15 protein-coding genes are annotated in these 17,712 nt (G+C 69.4%); 10 read left to right on the top strand and 5 right to left on the bottom strand.

The genetic code is table 11. The features are described from left to right. Positions 1-510: 510 nt before the first annotated feature. Positions 511-1,425, top strand: coding sequence for a phosphotransferase enzyme family protein (locus tag ACGFW6_RS24105; protein ID WP_393513381.1), 915 nt, complete (start codon positions 511-513; stop codon positions 1,423-1,425). A gap of 3 nt (positions 1,426-1,428) precedes the next feature. On the opposite strand, the gene ACGFW6_RS24100 is transcribed toward ACGFW6_RS24105, so the two are convergent. After that, a complete protein-coding gene (locus ACGFW6_RS24100) occupies positions 1,429-2,805 on the bottom strand; it encodes a sporulation protein (RefSeq protein ID WP_393513378.1) in 1,377 nt (458 codons plus the stop codon). 234 nt (positions 2,806-3,039) lie between these two features. Here ACGFW6_RS24100 and ACGFW6_RS24095 point away from each other — a divergent pair, with 234 nt between their 5' ends. Beyond that, the gene (locus ACGFW6_RS24095) at positions 3,040-3,573 is read left to right on the top strand and encodes an ATP-binding protein (protein WP_393513375.1); all 534 of its coding nucleotides are present in this window, start codon (positions 3,040-3,042) and stop codon (positions 3,571-3,573) included. A gap of 321 nt (positions 3,574-3,894) precedes the next feature. Continuing rightward, on the top strand, positions 3,895-4,191 hold the full coding sequence (locus tag ACGFW6_RS24090) for a hypothetical protein (protein ID WP_393513643.1): 297 nt from the start codon (positions 3,895-3,897) through the stop codon (positions 4,189-4,191). 407 nt (positions 4,192-4,598) lie between these two features. Here the strand turns inward: ACGFW6_RS24090 and ACGFW6_RS24085 are convergent, their stop codons facing one another. Further along, the gene (locus ACGFW6_RS24085) at positions 4,599-5,378 is read right to left on the bottom strand and encodes a GntR family transcriptional regulator (protein ID WP_393513372.1); all 780 of its coding nucleotides are present in this window, start codon (positions 5,376-5,378) and stop codon (positions 4,599-4,601) included. A 165-nt stretch (positions 5,379-5,543) separates the two neighbouring features. On the opposite strand from ACGFW6_RS24085, the gene ACGFW6_RS24080 reads away from it, so the two are divergent. The 4 genes from ACGFW6_RS24080 (at position 5,544) to ACGFW6_RS24065 (ending at position 9,055) form a co-directional block, all read left to right on the top strand. Then, positions 5,544-5,891: a hypothetical protein gene (locus tag ACGFW6_RS24080; protein WP_393513369.1), complete on the top strand. Its 348-nt coding sequence runs from the start codon at positions 5,544-5,546 to the stop codon at positions 5,889-5,891. Further along, complete coding sequence (locus ACGFW6_RS24075; RefSeq protein ID WP_393513640.1) at positions 5,891-7,192, top strand: FtsK/SpoIIIE domain-containing protein; 1,302 nt, start codon at positions 5,891-5,893, stop codon at positions 7,190-7,192. Before ACGFW6_RS24080 ends, ACGFW6_RS24075 begins: the two co-directional genes overlap by 1 nt. Beyond that, on the top strand, positions 7,189-7,386 hold the full coding sequence (locus ACGFW6_RS24070; RefSeq protein WP_393513366.1) for a hypothetical protein: 198 nt from the start codon (positions 7,189-7,191) through the stop codon (positions 7,384-7,386). The genes ACGFW6_RS24075 and ACGFW6_RS24070 overlap by 4 nt, the downstream gene beginning before the upstream one ends. Before the next feature lie 295 nt (positions 7,387-7,681). Next, positions 7,682-9,055, top strand: a complete 1,374-nt coding sequence (locus tag ACGFW6_RS24065; protein ID WP_393513637.1) for a replication initiator — start codon at positions 7,682-7,684, stop codon at positions 9,053-9,055. Positions 9,056-9,228: 173 nt separating this feature from the next. Here ACGFW6_RS24065 and ACGFW6_RS24060 read toward each other — a convergent pair whose 3' ends face one another. Both ACGFW6_RS24060 and ACGFW6_RS24055 read right to left on the bottom strand, forming a co-directional pair. After that, on the bottom strand, positions 9,229-10,848 hold the full coding sequence (locus tag ACGFW6_RS24060; RefSeq protein ID WP_393513634.1) for a recombinase family protein: 1,620 nt from the start codon (positions 10,846-10,848) through the stop codon (positions 9,229-9,231). Continuing rightward, entirely contained in the window at positions 10,740-11,906 is a 1,167-nt protein-coding gene (locus ACGFW6_RS24055) for an MFS transporter (RefSeq protein WP_393513363.1), read from the bottom strand. Before ACGFW6_RS24055 ends, ACGFW6_RS24060 begins: the two co-directional genes overlap by 109 nt. A 200-nt stretch (positions 11,907-12,106) precedes the next feature. Here ACGFW6_RS24055 and ACGFW6_RS24050 point away from each other — a divergent pair, with 200 nt between their 5' ends. Continuing rightward, the gene (locus tag ACGFW6_RS24050; protein WP_393513631.1) at positions 12,107-12,544 is read left to right on the top strand and encodes a DUF4442 domain-containing protein; all 438 of its coding nucleotides are present in this window, start codon (positions 12,107-12,109) and stop codon (positions 12,542-12,544) included. Between the two features lie 70 nt (positions 12,545-12,614). Here the strand turns inward: ACGFW6_RS24050 and galU are convergent, their stop codons facing one another. Continuing rightward, positions 12,615-13,580 carry a UTP--glucose-1-phosphate uridylyltransferase GalU gene (gene galU / locus ACGFW6_RS24045; RefSeq protein ID WP_393513360.1) on the bottom strand — a complete coding sequence of 322 codons (966 nt, stop codon included), beginning with the start codon at positions 13,578-13,580 and terminating at the stop codon, positions 12,615-12,617. Between the two features lie 362 nt (positions 13,581-13,942). Here galU and ACGFW6_RS24040 point away from each other — a divergent pair, with 362 nt between their 5' ends. Next, complete coding sequence (locus ACGFW6_RS24040; RefSeq protein ID WP_393513357.1) at positions 13,943-15,850, top strand: ricin-type beta-trefoil lectin domain protein; 1,908 nt, start codon at positions 13,943-13,945, stop codon at positions 15,848-15,850. A gap of 289 nt (positions 15,851-16,139) precedes the next feature. Then, complete coding sequence (locus ACGFW6_RS24035; RefSeq protein ID WP_393513354.1) at positions 16,140-17,684, top strand: carboxylesterase/lipase family protein; 1,545 nt, start codon at positions 16,140-16,142, stop codon at positions 17,682-17,684. Positions 17,685-17,712: the final 28 nt, after the last annotated feature.

Here is a 17,712-nt window from a genome sequence, read left to right as displayed (position 1 = left end):
ACGGCCTGCCGCTGGGTAGCGTCGTGGTCGTGTGTCCGGTGCACGATGCGTTGGCCACCCGGGTGTGTGCGGTTGACGCTGCTCGATCGGAAGAGGGGTTCACGTCGGCGAGGGCTACGCGGGCGATAAGTGCCCCGTGCCGGGCTGCGGGGCTCGAGGACAGAGGCACTGAGGTGCCGCCTTGGGGAAATTCCCTGTTACGACTGGCCGCGGTGCCGGTCATAGTCCGGGTTGCCCGGGGTGAACCCTGGTTACCGAAGGCTCGAGTCAAGGTTGCTGTCGCCAGACGGCTTCCGTTGGAGAGGTATCCGGCTTCCCGGCTCTTCGAGAGCCTGGAATAGTCCGTCCTGGTCGACGGTCACCCGGTGACCTTCCGGCGTCTGGCTCGTGCTCCCTCGTGGCGAGCGGGATTCCCTAGGTACCGTCGTGGTCGTGTCCGGCGTACGTCGGGTTGGTCACCCGTAGACGCGCGCCGGTTGATCGCGCGCGACTAAGGGAGCTGGTACGGGCATGGCGGTTGACGCTGCTCGAACGCAAGAGGGGTTCACGTCGGCGAGGGCTGCGCGGGTGATGGCTGCCGCGTGCCGGGCTGCGGGACTCGACGACAGAGGCGCAGAGCTGATCCGTCTCGGGGAGAACGCGTTGTTCCGGCTGGCTTCCGTGCCGGTGATCGTGCGTGTGGCGAGAGGGGAAGAGTGGCTGTCCAAAGCCCGCGTAGAGGTGGATGTGTCGCGGTGGCTGGGGGAGGAAGGCCTTCCGGCTGCTCGGATCGTTGAGGACCTGGAGCAGCCGTTCTTGATCGATGGTCACCCGGTGACGTTCTGGCATCTGATCGTCGAGGGTGACCGTAAGGCGACGTACGGGGAGCTGGGCGGCGTCCTGCGGGATCTGCACTCGCTGACTGTGCCGGACAGGCTATCGCTGCCGTCGTTCAGTCCCTTCGACAAGCAAGAGCTACGAGTCGACCGCGCCGTCATCCCGCACGATGACAAGGTCTTCCTGCGGAAGCGGTGGCATGAGCTACGAGACAAGTACACCGAGCTGCGGTTCGAGACGCCCAAGGGGCCGGTGCACGGGGACGCCCATGTGCAGAACCTCATGGTGGACGATCAGGGGCGCGTCATCCTGATCGACTTCGAAGCCTTCTGCTACGACCATCCTGAGTGGGATCTCATGGTCACGGCCGTGGAACACCACAGCCTTGGGTGGCAGACCGACGTGCAGTATGCCGACTTCGTGGCCGCGTATGGGCGCGATCTGTACGACTGGCCCGGCTACGAGACACTGCGGGGCATCCAAGAGTTCGGTATGACGACCTGGCTCATGCAGAACGTGCAGGAGAACGAGGAAACCGCTGCCGAGTATCGCCGGCGCATCGCCGGTCTGCGGAACGACGACGCGCCTCGGGATTGGCGGCCCTGGTAGCTGCTACTCGTCGTCCTCGTCTAGGCGGGTGAGGGCGTCGTGCACCTTCTCATTGAAGGCGGCCACGGTGGGATTCGCCGCGTGCACACTGACTTCGCTCTGGAAGTCGGTCACGTAGCGCTGGAAGCGATTGGACTGGAGGGAGTCGCCGCCGTCGACTGCGAGGCTTGCGGTGGTGACGGCGGCTTCCAACTCGCCGTTGAGTAGCTGGCTCTGGGCGAGCACCATGCGGCAGAAGCCGAGGGTGCGGGCGTACTTGGGGTCGGTGCTGTCTACGGCGCGTTGGGCTTGTGTGACTGCTTCGCGGCGCATCTTGAGGTCGCGGAAGCAGTGGCAGAGTTCGCCCATGAGTTCCGCTTCGTCGAAGTAGCCCAGCCATGCGGGGTCTTCGCCCGTGTCGGCGCGTTCGAAGTGGCGTTCTGCCTCCCCCATCGCGCGGGCCGCCGCGATGCCGTCGCCGGCGTTGGACAGGGCGCGAGCCTCCATGGCCGAGTAGTTCGATAACGCGCGTGGGGTGGCTCGGCCCTTGGCGCCCTCGACGGCGGCGCGCGCCAGCTGGATGGCCTGGGCGTGGTTGCCGAGGTAGTTGGCCTGGTGGCTGAGGTTGCCGAGGATGCGGGCGCCGAACATGCGGTCATCGATGACCTGGGACAGGCGCAGGGTGGATGTCAGGTAGCGGTGGGCAAGGCGGTGGTTGCCGACGTCGTATGCGGTCCATGCAAGCAACTGGGAGATTTCGGCAGAGGCGCCGAATAATGCGGTGCCGACCTTTTCGCTGTAGCTCGCGTCCAGCAGGGGCAGCACTTCGTGACGGAAGTAGTGGCGTAGGGCTTTGTGGCCGTGGCCTCCGCCGTACTTGAAGTCGAGTTGCATGAACATCCCGGCGGCGTCCCGGATCGCGCGGACGTCACGCATGCCGACGCGTTGGTGAGCGGGCCTGTCGGCCTGGATTCCATCGGGGCGCGCGATCATCCATGAGAGAACGGCGGAGTTGAGGTCTGCGTCCGCGATGATCAGTTGATCCGGCGTGACTGTGTCAGCGCGCTCTTGGGTGACTCCGTCGAGCATGGACAAGAGGTCGGGAACGGTGCTCGGGTAGCCGATAGGCGCAGGTGCTGTCGACTTTGTGTGGTCGAAGAAGCCGAGGTCGCCCGGCGTGATGCGGCGTCCGAGCTTGGCTGACAGCACGTCTGCCATGAGTGCCGCTGTCTGCGGGCGGATGCCGGCGCCTTCGCGCCATCGCTTCACGGCGACGTGCGTTGTTCCCAGGTCCATGCCGCGCTGGGCGGCCTCGTCCGTCATGCGTTTCGCAAGGCCCTTGTTCGAGACCTTTGCCTCACCCATGACGGAGATCAACTGCGCGTTCGGCTCTCGGCTCATGCTCCCCTGCCAACCCGAGAATGACAGCGAGTGTTCATCGTGTCACAGCCGTCGCGGGTTGCGGGGTTCATTGTTGAACCCCCTTTGCCTTTGCTGGTGTTCACGTGAACCCCCTGGTGAACGCTCCCGCTCGCGTCTGTTGCGCCGTGTACTGGCCTGCGTGAAGCAAACGGTGCCGTGAAGGCAGTCGGACGGTTCAGAAGGGGACGTGATGGACGCGGGGAAGCCGAGTACGTGGCGAGGGAGCTGGAGGCGTACGCGCACTGGTTCGTGGCGCCGAATCCGTCCTCCGGTGGGCACTACATGACGGTGACGCTCTTTGCCGAGTGCGGCGACACGGCACGCATCGCGCGCGACACGGCGACCGTGTTCCTCCGGGGCGCGGCTGAGCGGGACCTCGTGTACGACGCCCGGCTGGTTGTGTCAGAGCTGGTCGGGAATGTGGTCAACCATGCCTTGCCGGACGGTCATCTGAGCCGTCCCGGCGGCTGTCGTCGTATCGACGTGACCTACAAGCTGTATCCGAAGTGGCTCTTCATCGGCGTCAGGGATGAGGATTCGACGCCGCCGCTTCTTCCTCAGGGCGACGCCATCTCACCCGAGCTGGTGGGCGAGTTGACGGAGGCGGTCGTGCCCGACAGCGGCCGCGGGTTGATGATCGCTCAGCGGATGGCTGCGGCGGTGTGGTGGACGCCGGAAGAGGGCGGAGGCAAGACGGTCTGGTGTCGCTTCGACCTGGACGGCGGAGCTGAGGAAAGCCCGCATTGATGATCTCCGGGCCATCACCCCTCGACCACTCCTTCGCGATCAGGAGTGGGCGGCGGCCCGGACGGGTCGGAGTCTGACCACTCCGACCGAAGGAGCGCGGCCTCTCTGACATCGGAGTCTCCCCTCCCGAGTGAGGGGCCGCGCTTCATAACCCAATACCGAGACCGGGCCACCCCATCAGCCCTGGAAAGCGAAGGGTGGCCCGGCTGGGAACACGGCGGTTCCCGGTGCCTGATGGTACCGGGGCCGTTGTGCTGCATTTCGGCTCTGGTCACAGGAAGTTGATGATCCGTTACCTAGATCAGGGCAGAGGTGTACAAGGTGACTGGCTCCGGTGAGGGTTGGCTGAGTGACGGTCTCGACATGCCGGGCGCGGACTCCGGTCTCTGGGTATCCGGCGTCGACTACATCGCGGGTTGGCGCGAGGCGCGAGAGGCGGCCGATCGTCTGAACCGGGCGCTCCTGAGTATGGGCTTAGAGCTGTCTGCCGTACGAGCCGTCCCCTCGACGAACGAGAACGGTCGGGGTGTGGTGCGGCTGGCGGGTCGGCCGGGCGCCGTGGACCGGCTTGCCCGGCTCCTGGAGGCGCGGGCGGATGGCGACGGTGGTGCATCATGAGGCGCCTTTTCACTGGTGAGCGGTGCACGTGGGCACGTCGCCGGCCGGAGAGACTTTGGGCTGGAGCTGCCATGGGGCGAGTGAACAGGGGGCCTTACGCTCGCCAGCGGATCGGGCAGTCCTTGGACCTGCCCGCAATAGCCCGATCGGCCCCCTGTTCTTCGAGGCTCGCCCCACGGTGGCTGCCTAAAGTCTCGGAGGCCGTCGACCCCCAGCCCCGTGCGCCCCGGCCTGAGGCGGCCTCTCGACGCCTCGACTTCTCGGGCGTGCTGTGGGTGGGGGCATCGGACGACCGGACGGGATCGGCGGCCACGCCGCACGCCCGGCCGGGGCGGCCGGGCGCCCCGGCGCGCCGCAGGCGCGCCCTTGAGGAAGTGAAGGTTGTTTCGACCGATCGCCGTTGGTGCTCAGGCCCGGGCTCGTCGCGCCGGCTGCTTGTCGGCGGCGATTCGGTAGGCGAGTTCGGCACGGTCCGCGCCGAAGCGGAGCTCTTCGAGGAACAGCGGGTGGTCGTCGGTGTCGTGCGTGATGCGGGCGACGTGCAGGATCGGTGTCGCGTCCGGGAGCTTGAGCGTGGTCCTCTCGTCGGGCAGGGGCATACGGGCGCGCACCGTCTCGGTCCATGTCAGCTTGTGGCCGTCCTCGGTGAGCCATCGGTAGATCGCTGCTGGCCGCTTGCAGGGCTCCTCCGCAAGCATCGGGATGCCGTCCGCGACCTCGAACGGGATCAGCGTGCGGTGCATCGCACGCGTGCCGGTGCCAGGATCGATGAGCAATCGGTCGCACCCGAACAGGGCTTCTTCCTCTTCGAGTTTGAGGAGTCGGCCGGTGTCCTTCGTGGTGTGGGTGCGGTAGGTGCTCGGGTCCTCGGCCTCCTGCCAGGTGTCGCCGTTGGGCATGACGAACTTGCCTTCGGCGGCGCGGCTGATGCGGCGCTCGATGGTGAGCACGGGCTGTCCGCTGGAGCGTACGAAGCTGCCCTTGCCATGGCGGACGTCGATGAGACCTTCCGCGCGCAGCGCCGCGATGGCGTTGCGGACAGTCGGCCGGGAGACGCTGTAGCGGGCCATGAGCTGGGCTTCGGATGGCAACAGGGAGTCGGGCGCGAACTCGCCGGACAGGATCGCTTCTCGGATCGCGGCGGCCACCTGCTGGTAGAGGGATCCGGGGCGCTGGATCTCCGACATCTCGGCATCTCCGGGTTGAGGTCGTAGTCACGTCGCACGCGCGACATCACTCGTCAGCATAAGTAGTTGCACCCCCGCCGCACAGCACTTCATAGTCGTAACTCATTAGGACAAGTGACGTCAGAATGAGAGCTGACGTCTTCGACTGGCCAGGGAGGCCAAGCAATGCAGTCCATTCCCGTGGACACGGCGCGGCTGGGCGTACTGCGGTGCGCCATCGCGCCCGAAGCGAAGATCACCAACTCTGAGACACAGGAGGTGAAGAGGGACCGGGACGGCAATCCGGTCTGGACCGTCGCCGTTACCGTGCGGCAGGACGGACGGCGAATCTCCGTCATCGAGATCGCAGTGAGCGGACAACCGAAGGGCATCGAGGAAGGACAGATCGTCCGGGTCACCGGCCTGACGGCGTTCATGTGGTCGATGGGCGAGCGACACGGAGTCAGCTTCCGCGCTGACGCCATCACGCCCGTGCACGGCACGGCCGCGCAGGGCAAGGGCGGTGACGCGTGATGGGACCGATCCTGCTCGCCTTCGGCTTGGCCATGCTGGCCTGGGTGCTCGTCGTCGGTGACTTGGTGCGCCGGCACCGTCCGGTCTGGCACTGGTACCTCGTCGGCTACCCGGTCACCGTATGCCGGGTACTAGGGACTTGGCGCAATGTCGCAACGCTCAATGACCTCGCCGTCTCCCGTCGTCCTTCGCGCGGACTGCTCGGGGACTTGGTGGTCAAGGGAGATCCGCTGCGGTCGGTGGCTCCCCGGTTCTCGTTCCCGCGCGCCACCCGCATGGGCCTGACGGTGACCGTGCGGCTCCACGCGGGGCAGACTCCGGCAACGTACATGAAGGCGGCCGACGCCCTGGTGCACGCTTGGAAGGTCCACGCGGTCCGCGTCACCTCCCCGGAACGCGGATTCGTGCTGCTGACGGCGACGGACACGGATCCGCTGGAGCGACCCGGCCTCGCTACGGCTCCGGCCGAACTCCTCTCGGCACTCATCGGCGTCCTGGAGAGCGGCGGCGCCTGGGTCATGAACCTGCGGCTCGTGCCGCACTGGCTGATCGCCGGGGCCACCCGCTCCGGCAAGTCCACCCTGCTGGCCCGGCTGATCACCCAACTCTCCGGGCAGCCCGTCGCCCTGGTTGGCATCGACTGCAAGGGCGGCATGGAACTCGGCCTGTTCGCCGAACGGTTGAGCGCACTGGCAACCTGCCGACGGGAAGCGGTCGCGGTGCTGTCCGCGCTCGTGGTCGACATGCAGGACCGGATGAGTACGTGCCGGTCGGCAGGTGTCCGCTCGATCTGGGAACTGCCCGACAAGCTGCGGCCGGTACCCGTCGTCGTGATCGTCGATGAAATCGCGGAACTGTACCTCTCGGACGGCACCCGTGAGGGCAAGGCGGAAGCCGAACAGTGCTCCACCCTCCTCTTACGTCTGGGCCAGCTCGGGGCGGCGCTCGGCCTGCACCTGGTCGTCGCTGGACAAAGGGTCGGCTCAGACCTCGGCCCCGGCGTCACTGCCTTGCGGGCTCAGCTCGCCGGCCGAATCTGCCACCGCGTCAATGATCCCGGCACGGCAGAGATGGCCTTGGGTGACCTCAACAAGGACGCCGTCGCCGTCGCCCAGTCGATCACGGCCGAGGAACGCGGCGTGGCCGTCTGCACCGGCCCGGAGGGCGGCTGGAGCCGCGCTCGTTCCCACCTCACTCCGACCGAGGAAGCCGTGTCGACGGCTCGGAAGCACGCCGCGATGACCCCGGAACTGCCCGTCATAGCCCGCGCCCTGGCGGTGCTGGAAGGAGACGACAAGTGATCAGCGAAGGCACGGCGTTCACGTTCGCGGTGATCTTCGGGATCATCACCGTCCTCCTCGTCCGCTCCCGCGACGTCCGCGCTTGGGAAGCGGTCTGCGTCGGCCTCTTCGGTCTCTACCTCGGCCAGACCCCCGTGGGCCTCACCGCCCACGAACTCGTCACGTGGGTGATCAACGGCTTCTCCCACACCTGAGCAGAAAGGACACACGGCCATGCCCATGCCCCGCGTGAGGTGCCCCCACTGCAAGGGCGACGGAGCACGTAGGACCTGGACCGGACGGCGGCGGCGCTGCCGCGTCTGCCGTGGCACCGGAACCATCCACTGACCCTCTCTACCCGGCCCACACAAGGAAGGTGATCCCCATGACCAACGGCGCACCACCCCCCAACCACCGTGCCGCCTCGGCGGCCCACCCCGGAAGGTCACCACCATCACCGCGGAGTTCAGCCCGGCTGACAGGCGCGCCGTCCTCGACCGCGCGGCGCGCCTGCGTCAGCTCCCCGAAGCAGACCGCGACGCAATCCGCATCGCTCAAGACCCCCAATTCCCGCGCTGGCTGGAGCAGATCACCGCAACCTGCGGCTGCTCCCACCCCGTCCACCTCTCCGGCTCGACCACCACCCTGGACGGCACAACCGGCGAGATCCTCCACGACTACGACACCCGCAACGAACCCGGCGAACGCCTCCTCATCCGGTGCCGCAACCGCCGCGCAACCATCTGCCCGGCCTGCTCCCGCCTCCACGCCGGGGACACCTTCCACCTCGTCCGCGCGGGCCTCCTCGGCGGCAAGAACGTCCCCGGCAGTGTGCGCCACCGGCCCCGGCTCTTCGTCACCCTGACCGCCCCGTCCTTCGGGCCTGTGCACCGTGCCGGGGAGCTCTGTCGCCCCCGCCGCGCCGGCGACCGGTGTGAGCATGGCCGTCCCCTCGGCTGCGACGCCGTCCACGCCCCGGACGCGTCGGTCATCGGTCAACCGCTGTGCGCCGACTGCTACGACTACGCCGCCCACGTGCTGTGGCACGCGCATGCCTCGAAGCTGTGGGACCGGTTCGTCATCGACGTCCGGCGGTGCCTGGCCTCCTCGGTCGGCCTCGTGCAGTCCCATTTCCCCAGGCACGCCCGGCTCTCCTTCGCCCGTGTCGCCGAATACCAGAAGCGGGCGGCCGTCCACGTACACGCCGTCGTCCGCCTCGACGGACCGGACGGATCCGACTGTGAACCCCCGCCCTGGGGCACTGCGGAACGACTCATCGACGCCGTACGCGCCTCCGCTCGGCGGGTCCTCGTCTACACCCCCTACAGCCCGGCCGTGGGGGAGTTGGCCTTGCGCTGGGGTGTCCAGGTCGACGCTCGATCTCTGCGCGTGGAGGGCGACGGGCCGGACGATGATGCCGTGGCCGCGTACATCGCCAAGTACGTCACCAAGGGCGCGAGCGACACAGGCGCCGGCACCGACCATCCACTCACGACCTGGGCAGACATCGAGTCGGCACCCGTGAGCGAACACGTCCGCACCCTCATGCGCACCTGTTGGCGCCTCGGCGGCCTCTCCGAGTACGGCTCCCTGAACCTACGCACCTGGACTCACACGCTCGCGTACCGGGGCCACGTCCTCACCAAGTCGCGGGCCTATTCCACGACATACACGGCACTACGCGCCGAGCGCGCCCAACACATGGGCCACACCGACACTCCCGACACGGTCACCGAACGGCACTGGCGCTACGTCGGCTCCGGCCACACCCCCGGCGCTGCGCTCCTGGCGGCGGGGGTTGCGGAAGACCTTGCCACGAATCGCGAGTTGGCTCGGGAAGTGTGGGGCGCTGAGAGGGGGCGGCTGGGTGCGGCACCCGAGTAGTGCTGATGAAGATCAGGACATGGCTTGGGCACGAGCGCACGCGCGCAAGTCCCCTGGCTGGTCTGATGCTCAGTGGCGCCAGATGAACGCCGCATTGGGCGTGGACGTCTGCACACGCGACAGAGCCCGCCACCATCGCCGTAAGAGGTGACGGGCTCCCGCTCCCCCCGGTGCTACTCCTCTGCCCACACCGGAACCAGACGGTCACGCAAGGGCACTCTGCGCCCGCTCCCCACAGGCAGCACAACCAAGGCTGTCAGCGTTCGCGCGACGTACGAGCGACGCTCGGCAAGGGTGATCCCGCCCCGGTGCCACTCCTCCGCCATGTCCACGAGCTCGCCCTGGTCTGCGAGCTTCCGGCGCTGCCACGCGTTGCGTTCCCTCTTCAGCCGCTGTTCCTCGGCCTCGTACTCGGCAAGATCCGAGTAGTAGCGCTCGGCGCTGATCTTCCGCGCGCGACGGGCCTGCTTGAGATCGGCAATGTCCTCTCGAACGATCTCCAGTTCGGCTTCCTTTGACCACTCTTGCGGCGCCTTTACAGCTTGCCGTTTGCTGGCCTCTTCCTCGTACTTCGCGATTACGAGCATCCTGACCAGGTCGTCCGTCTCCGGCCCTGGGATCTTCACTCCACCGCACCCCTTGCCCGTCGTCTTTGCCGGGCAGACGTAGTAGAAGTACCCCTTGGGCTTGCCCCGGCTCGGCGCTGCCTTCATCGCTCGCAGCGGTGAGCCACAGTCCTCCTTGCCACAGCGGAGGGTGCCGGAGCCTAGATAGACACGAGCGTTGTGGCCACCGCCGCGCATCGGCCCATCTCCGATGATCTCTTGGATTGCCTCCCACTCAGAGACCTTCAAGATCGGCGTCCACTGCCCTTTCACAGGCTTGCCCTCGTCGTCGTGAGCGATCGTGAGGTGCCTGATCTCTCGGCCCGACTCCGGGGCGAACTCGACCACGACATGGGATCGGTACCCGCACAGTCGCGGATTCCGCATCATGTCCCTGAGCGCGATCCACGTCCACGGGTTGCCCTTCGACGTGGTGATCCCCTCACGGTTCCAGTCGGCAACGATCGCGTGCCACTCAGTACCGAGGATGATGCGCTTAGCGGCCTTGCGGATGTGTTCGGCCTCGGCCGGGTTGAGGGTGCGCTTGTCGTCTTGCCACCCAAAGGGGCGGGTTCCGCCCACTGGTATGCCCCGGTCTCGCCGTGCCTTGTGGTTGCGGCGTACCCGGCGGGCTGTGTCGGCGGACTGCTTGTTGGCCATGGCGACGACCACGCGGGCCATGGCGCGCCCGTTGTCGGTCAACAGGTCCAAAGTGCCCGTGATATCGATGATCGGCCGGTGGTGGTGCTCCACGGTTTCGATCGCGTCTTCAAGGTGGCGGGGGTCGCGAGTCAGACGGTCGATGTCGTAGACGATTAGACCGTCAATGCGCTCGCCGTTCGGGGTCTTGCCCTGCTTCAGGTCCTCCAACGCACCCTCGTACACGGGCCGTACGACGCGGTACCCGATGCTCCCGTCCGGCAGACGCACGCGCCGGCGCTTCCATGCCGAAGTGTCGGGCTCCATGTACGTGTACACGTACCGTCCGCCGCGACTCTCGACGAACTGACGGCCGTCCCTCTCCTGCTCCTCGGTGCTCTTGATGTCCCTTCCGGTCATGAACCGGGGCCGGCTGCCATCTAACCTGTCATCAGAAGACAGTTCACCCTCGGCCTCCTCGGTCGACAGGCGGGCCAGTCCAGCCCAGTTCTGCCCTTCGAGGTTCCCCCAGTGCGCTCGCTGTACCAAGTCATCGACCATACAAAGAGGTTACGTTCGCGGGGGTGCTGTGCGGTCATCCAGGAGACGCCGAACACCTCCAGCGTCACGCCCGTCAGGAACATCACCGCGCACAGCAGCGTGATGGGCACCGGTACCGCGAGCGCGGCCGAGGGCAGGGCGAGCGGGAAGACGCACAAGGTGCCGGCGAGCAGGAGGCGGCGCGGCTTCCAGCGGGTCATCAGCAGGGCGCCCGCGACCGTGCCCGCGCCGAAGAAGCCGAGGGCGATGCCCCAGGGAGCCGCGCCGCCCAGATGGTCCCGGGCGACCAGCGGGCCGTAGACGGCGTCGGCCGCGGCCACGACCGCGTTCGCGAGCGAGAACTGGACGACGACGCCCCACAGCCACGGCCGTCCGGCGAACTCCCGCCAGCCCTCGCGCAGGTCGGCGAGCATGCCGCCGCCCGGCACCCGCCGCGGCAGGTGACCGACGTCGAGGAACGCCCGCATCGACCCGGCGACCGCGAAGGCCGCCGCGTCCGCCGCCAGCACCCAGCCGGGCCCGATCGCGGCCACCATGGCACCGCCCAGCGCGGCGCCGCCCACCGCCGCGCCCTGCATCGCCATCCGGAACACCGCGAACGCCCGGCTCGCCTGCTCACCCTGGACCGACGACAGCAGCATGCCCTCGGCCGCCGGGCTGAAGAACGCCTGGCCGGTGCCGCCAAGGGCGGTCAGCAGCATCATCTGCCACAGCTCGGCACTCCCGGACAGGACCAGCACGGCGAAGGCGGCCTGCGAGACGCAGTTGAGGGCGTTGGCCGCGACCATCACCCGGTGCCGGGGAACACGGTCCGCGACGGCGCCGCCGATCAGCAGGAACAGCACCAGCGGCAGGGTGCGGGCGGCGGCCACCAGGCCCACGTCACCACTGTCACCGCCCGCCTCCAGCACCGCGAACGCCGCGGCGATCAGCGCACCGTGGCTGCCGAGGTTCGTGACGAACGCGGCGGCGGTCAGCAGGCTGTAGTTGCGGCCCGCCCAGGCGGGGCGTCGGGAGCGACGGCGGAGGTCGACGGGGGAGGTCACCGGCAGACTATCCCCGCCCGAGCCTCGATCTGCCAACCGGATCGCAGGTCACAGGCCCGATCAGCCCCTGGCGTGCTGTGTCCGCGCGGGTCCGCCCGGCTCCGCGGGGCCCGCCGCGGATACGACGCTCATCACATCGTGCTCAGCCTGTTCCCAAATTCCTACTCATGGGTAACATGGCCCGCATGAGCGCAGACCAGATGTCCATCGGCGAGATGCTCGCCGCCACCGTGCCCATGGCCCGGACCCTGAACCTCCAGTTCCTGGAGACCTCGCCGGACAAGGCCGTCGTGGCTCTGCCGGACCAGAGCGACTACCACAACCACGTGGGCGGGCCGCACGCCGGCGCGATGTTCACGCTCGGCGAGTCCGCCAGCGGCGCGATCGTCCTGGCCGCGTTCGGCGACCAGCTCTCGCGCGCCGTGCCCCTCGCGGTCCGTGCCGACATCGCCTACAAGAAGCTCGCCATGGGCGCCGTCACCGCCACCGCGACGCTGGGCCGCCCGGCCGCCGAGGTCGTCGCGCAGCTGGACGCGGGGGAGCGCCCCGAGTTCCCGGTGACGATCGAGATCCAGCGCGGGGACGGCGCCGTCACCGGCGAGATGACGGTCGTCTGGACCCTGCGCCCGAACAACTGAGTTTCCGGCAGTACGCCGAAGAGCAGGGGCCCCGCACGGGGCCCCTGTCGTTCTCGGTCCGGCGGTTCTCTCAGGCCGCGACCGGCTTCCGGTCGGCCTCGCCGTCCGCCAGGCCCGCCACGAACTCCTTCAGCCAGGCCGTGAACTCCGGTCCCAGGTCCGACCGCTCGCAGGCCAGCCGCACCACCGTGCGCAGGTAGTCGGCCTTGTCGCCGGTGTCGTAGCGCAGGCCGTCGAACACGACCCCGTGGACCGCGCCGGCCGTGGCCAGTTCCTCGAGGGCGTCGGTGAGCTGGATCTCGCCGCCGCGGCCGGGCGGGGTGCGCTCCAGGACGCCGAACACGGCCGGATCGAGGACATAGCGGCCGATGACGGCGTAGTGGCTCGGCGCGTCCTCGCGCGCCGGCTTCTCCACCAGGCCCGTGACGCGGACCACCCCCTCCTCGCCGGACGGTTCCACGGCCGCGCAGCCGTAGAGGTGGATCTGCTCCGGCGGGACCTCCATCAGAGCGATCACGCTGCCCTCGCGGCGGTCGCGCACCTCGAGCATCCGGCTCAGCAGGGTCTCGCGCGGGTCGATGAGGTCGTCGCCCAGCAGGACGGCGAACGGCTGGTCGCCGACGTGATGGCGGGCGCACAGCACGGCGTGGCCGAGGCCGAGGGGCTCGCCCTGGCGGATGTGGTGGATGTCGGCGAGCCGGGCCGGGTCGCGCACCGCGTCCAGCCGTACGGTGTCGCCCTTGGCCGCGAGGGCCTGCTCCAGCTCGAAGGCGTTGTCGAAGTGGTCCTCGATGGCCCGCTTGTGCCGCCCGGTGATCATCAGGACGTCGTCGAGTCCGGCCGCCGCGGCCTCCTCCACGACGTACTGGATGGCCGGCTTGTCGACGACCGGCAGCATCTCCTTGGGCGTCGCCTTCGTCGCGGGCAGGAACCGCGTGCCGAGGCCCGCGGCGGGGACCACCGCCTTGCGGACCGTGCGGGGCGTGTGGACCGTGCGGGGCGAATCGAGGGCGGGTGTCGTGTGGGGGACGATCATGCCGCCCATGCTGCTGCACCGGGATGAGAGCACGCCGAGAGAAACCTCGGAGCTTGCTGTGCGGCATGCGGAGTTGAAGATTGTGTGGACCGATGTTCTTTTGGTGCACACAACTTGACGTCCGAGCCGGCGCCATTTTCGAAAGCCGGTGCGGATACCGGCGGTAACTTATGGGAATAGCCTGCCTCTTGACCGACGGTCACTCGAACTTCTTGTTTCCTGTAGGTCGCTTGTGCGAAAGTGAGCGCCCCCGATAGCCGGTCCGCTGGTGACCTGGCCTAGGTATGCACCAATCAGGCGCCTGCTTTTCCGAAGGACGCGCATTCCCCGTGCCGTCCTGCGGCTGGGAAGGAAATGGTTCAGTGCAATCCCCTTACCCCCCACGACCGCCGTACCCGCCACGGCCCGGGACGAGTCCCGGTGAGTCCGACCGCGATCTCGTCGCGGGCCTGGGCGAGGACGGTTCCGGCCCTCGCGCCGTCGCGCTGCTCATGGCGCGGCACTGGCGTGCCACCCACGACTACGCGGCCATCTGCCTGGCCACCACGGAGAGTTCGGCCGCCATGGTGGCCGCCGCGGCGTTCCAGCGCGTGGTGCGCCGACCGGCCTCCGGCGCGCTGCGCCCCCAACTCCTCGTCGCCGTGCGGGACATGGTGAAGGAGTGGGCGGCCGACGACGCAATTTCGGCCCTGCTGCCGGAACTCGGCAAACCGACCGGCGGGCGCGGGCTACGAGCCGCCCGGCCCACGACGCCCGAAAGGCGGCACATCGCCGAACGCGCCTTCCGGTCCCTTTCGGGCGCTTCGCAATGCCTTCTGTGGCATACCGAGGTCGAAGCGGAACCGATAACCATACCCGCCGGTCTGCTGGGGGTGGACACACCCACCGCGTCGGCAGCGCTGGAAGCAGTGCGCGAACAATTCCGCAGGGGTTGCGTCCGCGCCCACGGCGAACTCGCGCCCAGCCGGGAATGCCGCTACTACAACCGCCTCCTCGACGTCCCCATTCGCCGCGGCGGCGCCCTGCTGCCCGATGTCCAGCACCATCTGATGGAGTGCCGCTACTGCCGGCACGCCGCCGAACAGCTCAGCCATTTCGAGGGCGGCCTCGAAGTGCTGCTCGCCGAGACCGTGCTCGGCTGGGGCGCCCGCCGCTATCTCGACTCCCGGCCCGCGCGGGGCGGCGCCGCACTCACCGCGTGCGACCGCCGCCGACGAGGCGGGCGCCACCGCCCGGAACGGCTCGCCCCGCCCCGCGTACGCGGCAAGGCCGTCGCCGTGGGCGTCGGTCTGACCTCCCTCGCCCTGCTCGTGACCGTGCTCACCGCCAAAGGCTGGTCCGACGAGAACGGCGTGCCCGACGCCCACGCGACCTGGGGCGTGGCCAGCGGCAGGACCGTCGACCCGGGCGGGTCGGCCGAGCCGTCCTTCGGCGGCACCTCGTCCGCCGCCTCGGCCGAGGACCCCGTCCGGATCGCCCAGGGCAGGCTTCGCAACCTCGGCGCCGGACTGTGCCTCGACCTCCGCGCCGGCCAGGTCCGCACCGGAGCCCGGGCCGAACTGGCGGAGTGCTCGGCCGCCGCCTCCCAGCAGTGGTCGTACGGGGCCGACGGCGGCCTGCGCAGCGCCGTCGACCCCACCCTCTGCCTCGACTCCGACCCCGACGAAGGCGTCGTCGTCCTGGTGAACTGCCTCGCCCACGCCGGTGAGACGCGCTACGACCTCACGGTCCACGGCGAGTTGCTGGTGCGCCGGGCCGAGCGACCGGCGGTCGCCGGCGGCAAGGGCGGCAGCGTGGTCGTCGCCGAACGCGACGGCTCCGCGGCCCAGCGCTGGATGCTCGACGGCGGCGCGGCGGATCCCGGAGGAGAGGCGGCGCGAGGCAAGGCGCCCGGGCGGAACGGCGACGAGGAGCGAGGCCGGAAGGAGGATCACCACACCGCGCCCCTCGAACCCGACCGGGGATCCCCGCACGACGCCGTCCCCGAACCGCACGACGCCGTCCCCGAGCCGCGCGACGCCGTCCCCGAACCGCATGGCGCCGAGCCATCGCAAGGCGGGCCGCGCCGGCCGGCTGAGCCCCCGCCGACGCGCTACGAGACGCGGTACGTCCAGGCCGAATCCGGCGACGAGGCCGCCCCCGACGCCCCCGACTCCGCCGACGCCCCCAACGCCCCCGACTCCGTCGAGGCCCTCCCCGCCCAGGTGACGGACACAGCGTCCACGGTCGTCGGCACCGCCGCGACGACGCTCAACTCTCCACTCCCCTAAGGGGAGACGGCACCAGGGGCCACTCCGCCGGGGTGGCCCCGCCTTCGTCCATTCCGCCGGGGTGGCCCTGCCTTCGTCCACCCCGCCGGGGTGGCCCCGCCTTCGTCCATTCCGCCGGGGTGGCCCTGCCTTCGTCCACCCCGCCGGGGTGGCCCTGCCGGCGTTTCCTGACGCCATTCGGCCGTTTCTCGTTCACATCATTGACACGAGTCACCAGGCTTCATAGTTTTCCCGCCGCGCCAGTGCAGTCCCATGCTCACCAAGCGGAGGTGGAACGGTGATACGTCGTATGTCCGTCGCACTGATGGCCCTCGCGGCCGCGCTCGTCACGCCCGTGCCGGCGCAGGCCGCCGGGCCTCCCCTCGTCCGTACCGACGCCGGCTGGGTGCGGGGCGAGAGCACCGCGGAGGGGCGGCAGTTCCTCGGCATCCCCTACGCGCAGCCGCCCGTCGGCGCACTCCGCTGGCGGGAGCCGCGTCCGGTGCGGCCCTGGCAAGGCGTGCGCGGCGCGGGCGACTTCGGCAACACATGTGTGCAGAACGCGAGTTGGGACCCCGGCTACGAACAGCCCAGCCACACCGAGGACTGTCTCGACCTCAACGTGTACGTCCCCGAGGGCGCCGCCCGCCGCGCGGTCCTGGTCTGGTTCCACGGCGGAGGGCTCACCGCCGGAGCGGGGCAGGACGTCGTCCCCGACACCTTCGCGCGGCAGACCGGCACCGTCGTCGTGACCGTCAACTACCGCCTCGGCGCCATGGGCTTCCTCGCCACGGCCGGCCTCGACGACGAGGCCCGCGACGGGGTCTCGGGCAACTTCGGCATGCTCGACCAGCAGACCGCGCTGCGCTGGGTGAGGGCCAACGCCGCACGCTTCGGCGGAGACCCGGGCCGGGTGACGGTCGCGGGCGAGTCGGCGGGCGGCCGCTCGGTCTGCACCCAGCTCGCCTCACCGACGGCGAAGGGTCTCTTCCGCGCCGGGATCATCCAGAGCGGCGCGTACGGCGACTGCGGCGCCCGCACCCACGGGACGGCCGTGACGCAGGGTGCCGCCTTCGCCGAGAAGCTCGGCTGCGCCGACCTGGCGTGTCTGCGCGCGAAGCCGGCCGCCGAGATCCTGGCCGCGCAGAACGGGTTCGACTGGGCTCCGGTGGTCGGCGGAGCCTTCCTGCCGCGCCAGCCGAAGGAGGCGTTCGCGCGAGGAGCCGCAGCCGGTGTGCCGGTGATGAACGGAGCCAACCAGGACGAGGGCCGGCTGTTCGCCTTCGGCCGGTTCGACCTGAACGGCACCCCGCTCACCGCCGACCAGTACCCGGGCGTCATGCGCGCCGACTACGGCGACGAGGCCCTCGCGGCCTACCCGCTCTCCGCCCACCCCTCGCCTACCATCGCCTACGCCACCGCCCAGGGCGACCAGCTCTTCGCCTGCCCGGCGCTCCGGCTCGACGGAACCCTCGCCGGCCGCGGCAAGGTCTACGCGTACGAGTTCGCCGACCGCACCTCGCCGCCCTTCGCCTCGCTGCGCGACCTCGGCACCGACTTCGACTTCGGCGCGACCCATGTGAACGAGGTGCAGTACCTCTTCAAGCACTTCGGCCTGCTCACGCCGCTCGACGCCGAGCAGCGGACGCTCGCCCGGCAGATGGTCCGGTACTGGGGCTCCTTCGTGCGCGACGGAGTGCCGCGCGCTGCGGGACAGCCCGCGATGCCCGCGCAGCCCGGCCGTGTGCTGGCCCTGCGCACCGCGTCCGCCGGCGGGAACGTGGCGAGCACCACTGTGCACCGTGAGCATCGGTGCAACCTGTGGGACGCCGAGACCGTCACACAGAACAGGTAGGCTGCCCCGGCGCACGCTCACGGTGGAG

Origin of the sequence: Streptomyces sp. Y7, from assembly GCF_043195415.1 — a bacterium.
Classification (GTDB): domain Bacteria; phylum Actinomycetota; class Actinomycetes; order Streptomycetales; family Streptomycetaceae; genus Streptomyces.
This window is presented reverse-complemented; position numbering and strand designations above follow the sequence as displayed.

What these genes read in the sequence shown, in the direction of transcription:
- ACGFW6_RS24105 (WP_393513381.1), top strand. Translation starts at nt 511, where the DNA reads ATGGCGGTTGACGCTGCTCGAACGCAAGAGGGGTTCACGTCGGCGAGG.
- ACGFW6_RS24100 (WP_393513378.1), bottom strand. Translation starts at nt 2,805, where the DNA reads ATGAGCCGAGAGCCGAACGCGCAGTTGATCTCCGTCATGGGTGAGGCA.
- ACGFW6_RS24085 (WP_393513372.1), bottom strand. Translation starts at nt 5,378, where the DNA reads ATGTCGGAGATCCAGCGCCCCGGATCCCTCTACCAGCAGGTGGCCGCC.
- ACGFW6_RS24080 (WP_393513369.1), top strand. Translation starts at nt 5,544, where the DNA reads ATGCAGTCCATTCCCGTGGACACGGCGCGGCTGGGCGTACTGCGGTGC.
- ACGFW6_RS24075 (WP_393513640.1), top strand. Translation starts at nt 5,891, where the DNA reads ATGGGACCGATCCTGCTCGCCTTCGGCTTGGCCATGCTGGCCTGGGTG.
- ACGFW6_RS24050 (WP_393513631.1), top strand. Translation starts at nt 12,107, where the DNA reads ATGTCCATCGGCGAGATGCTCGCCGCCACCGTGCCCATGGCCCGGACC.
- galU (WP_393513360.1), bottom strand. Translation starts at nt 13,580, where the DNA reads ATGATCGTCCCCCACACGACACCCGCCCTCGATTCGCCCCGCACGGTC.
- ACGFW6_RS24035 (WP_393513354.1), top strand. Translation starts at nt 16,140, where the DNA reads ATGTCCGTCGCACTGATGGCCCTCGCGGCCGCGCTCGTCACGCCCGTG.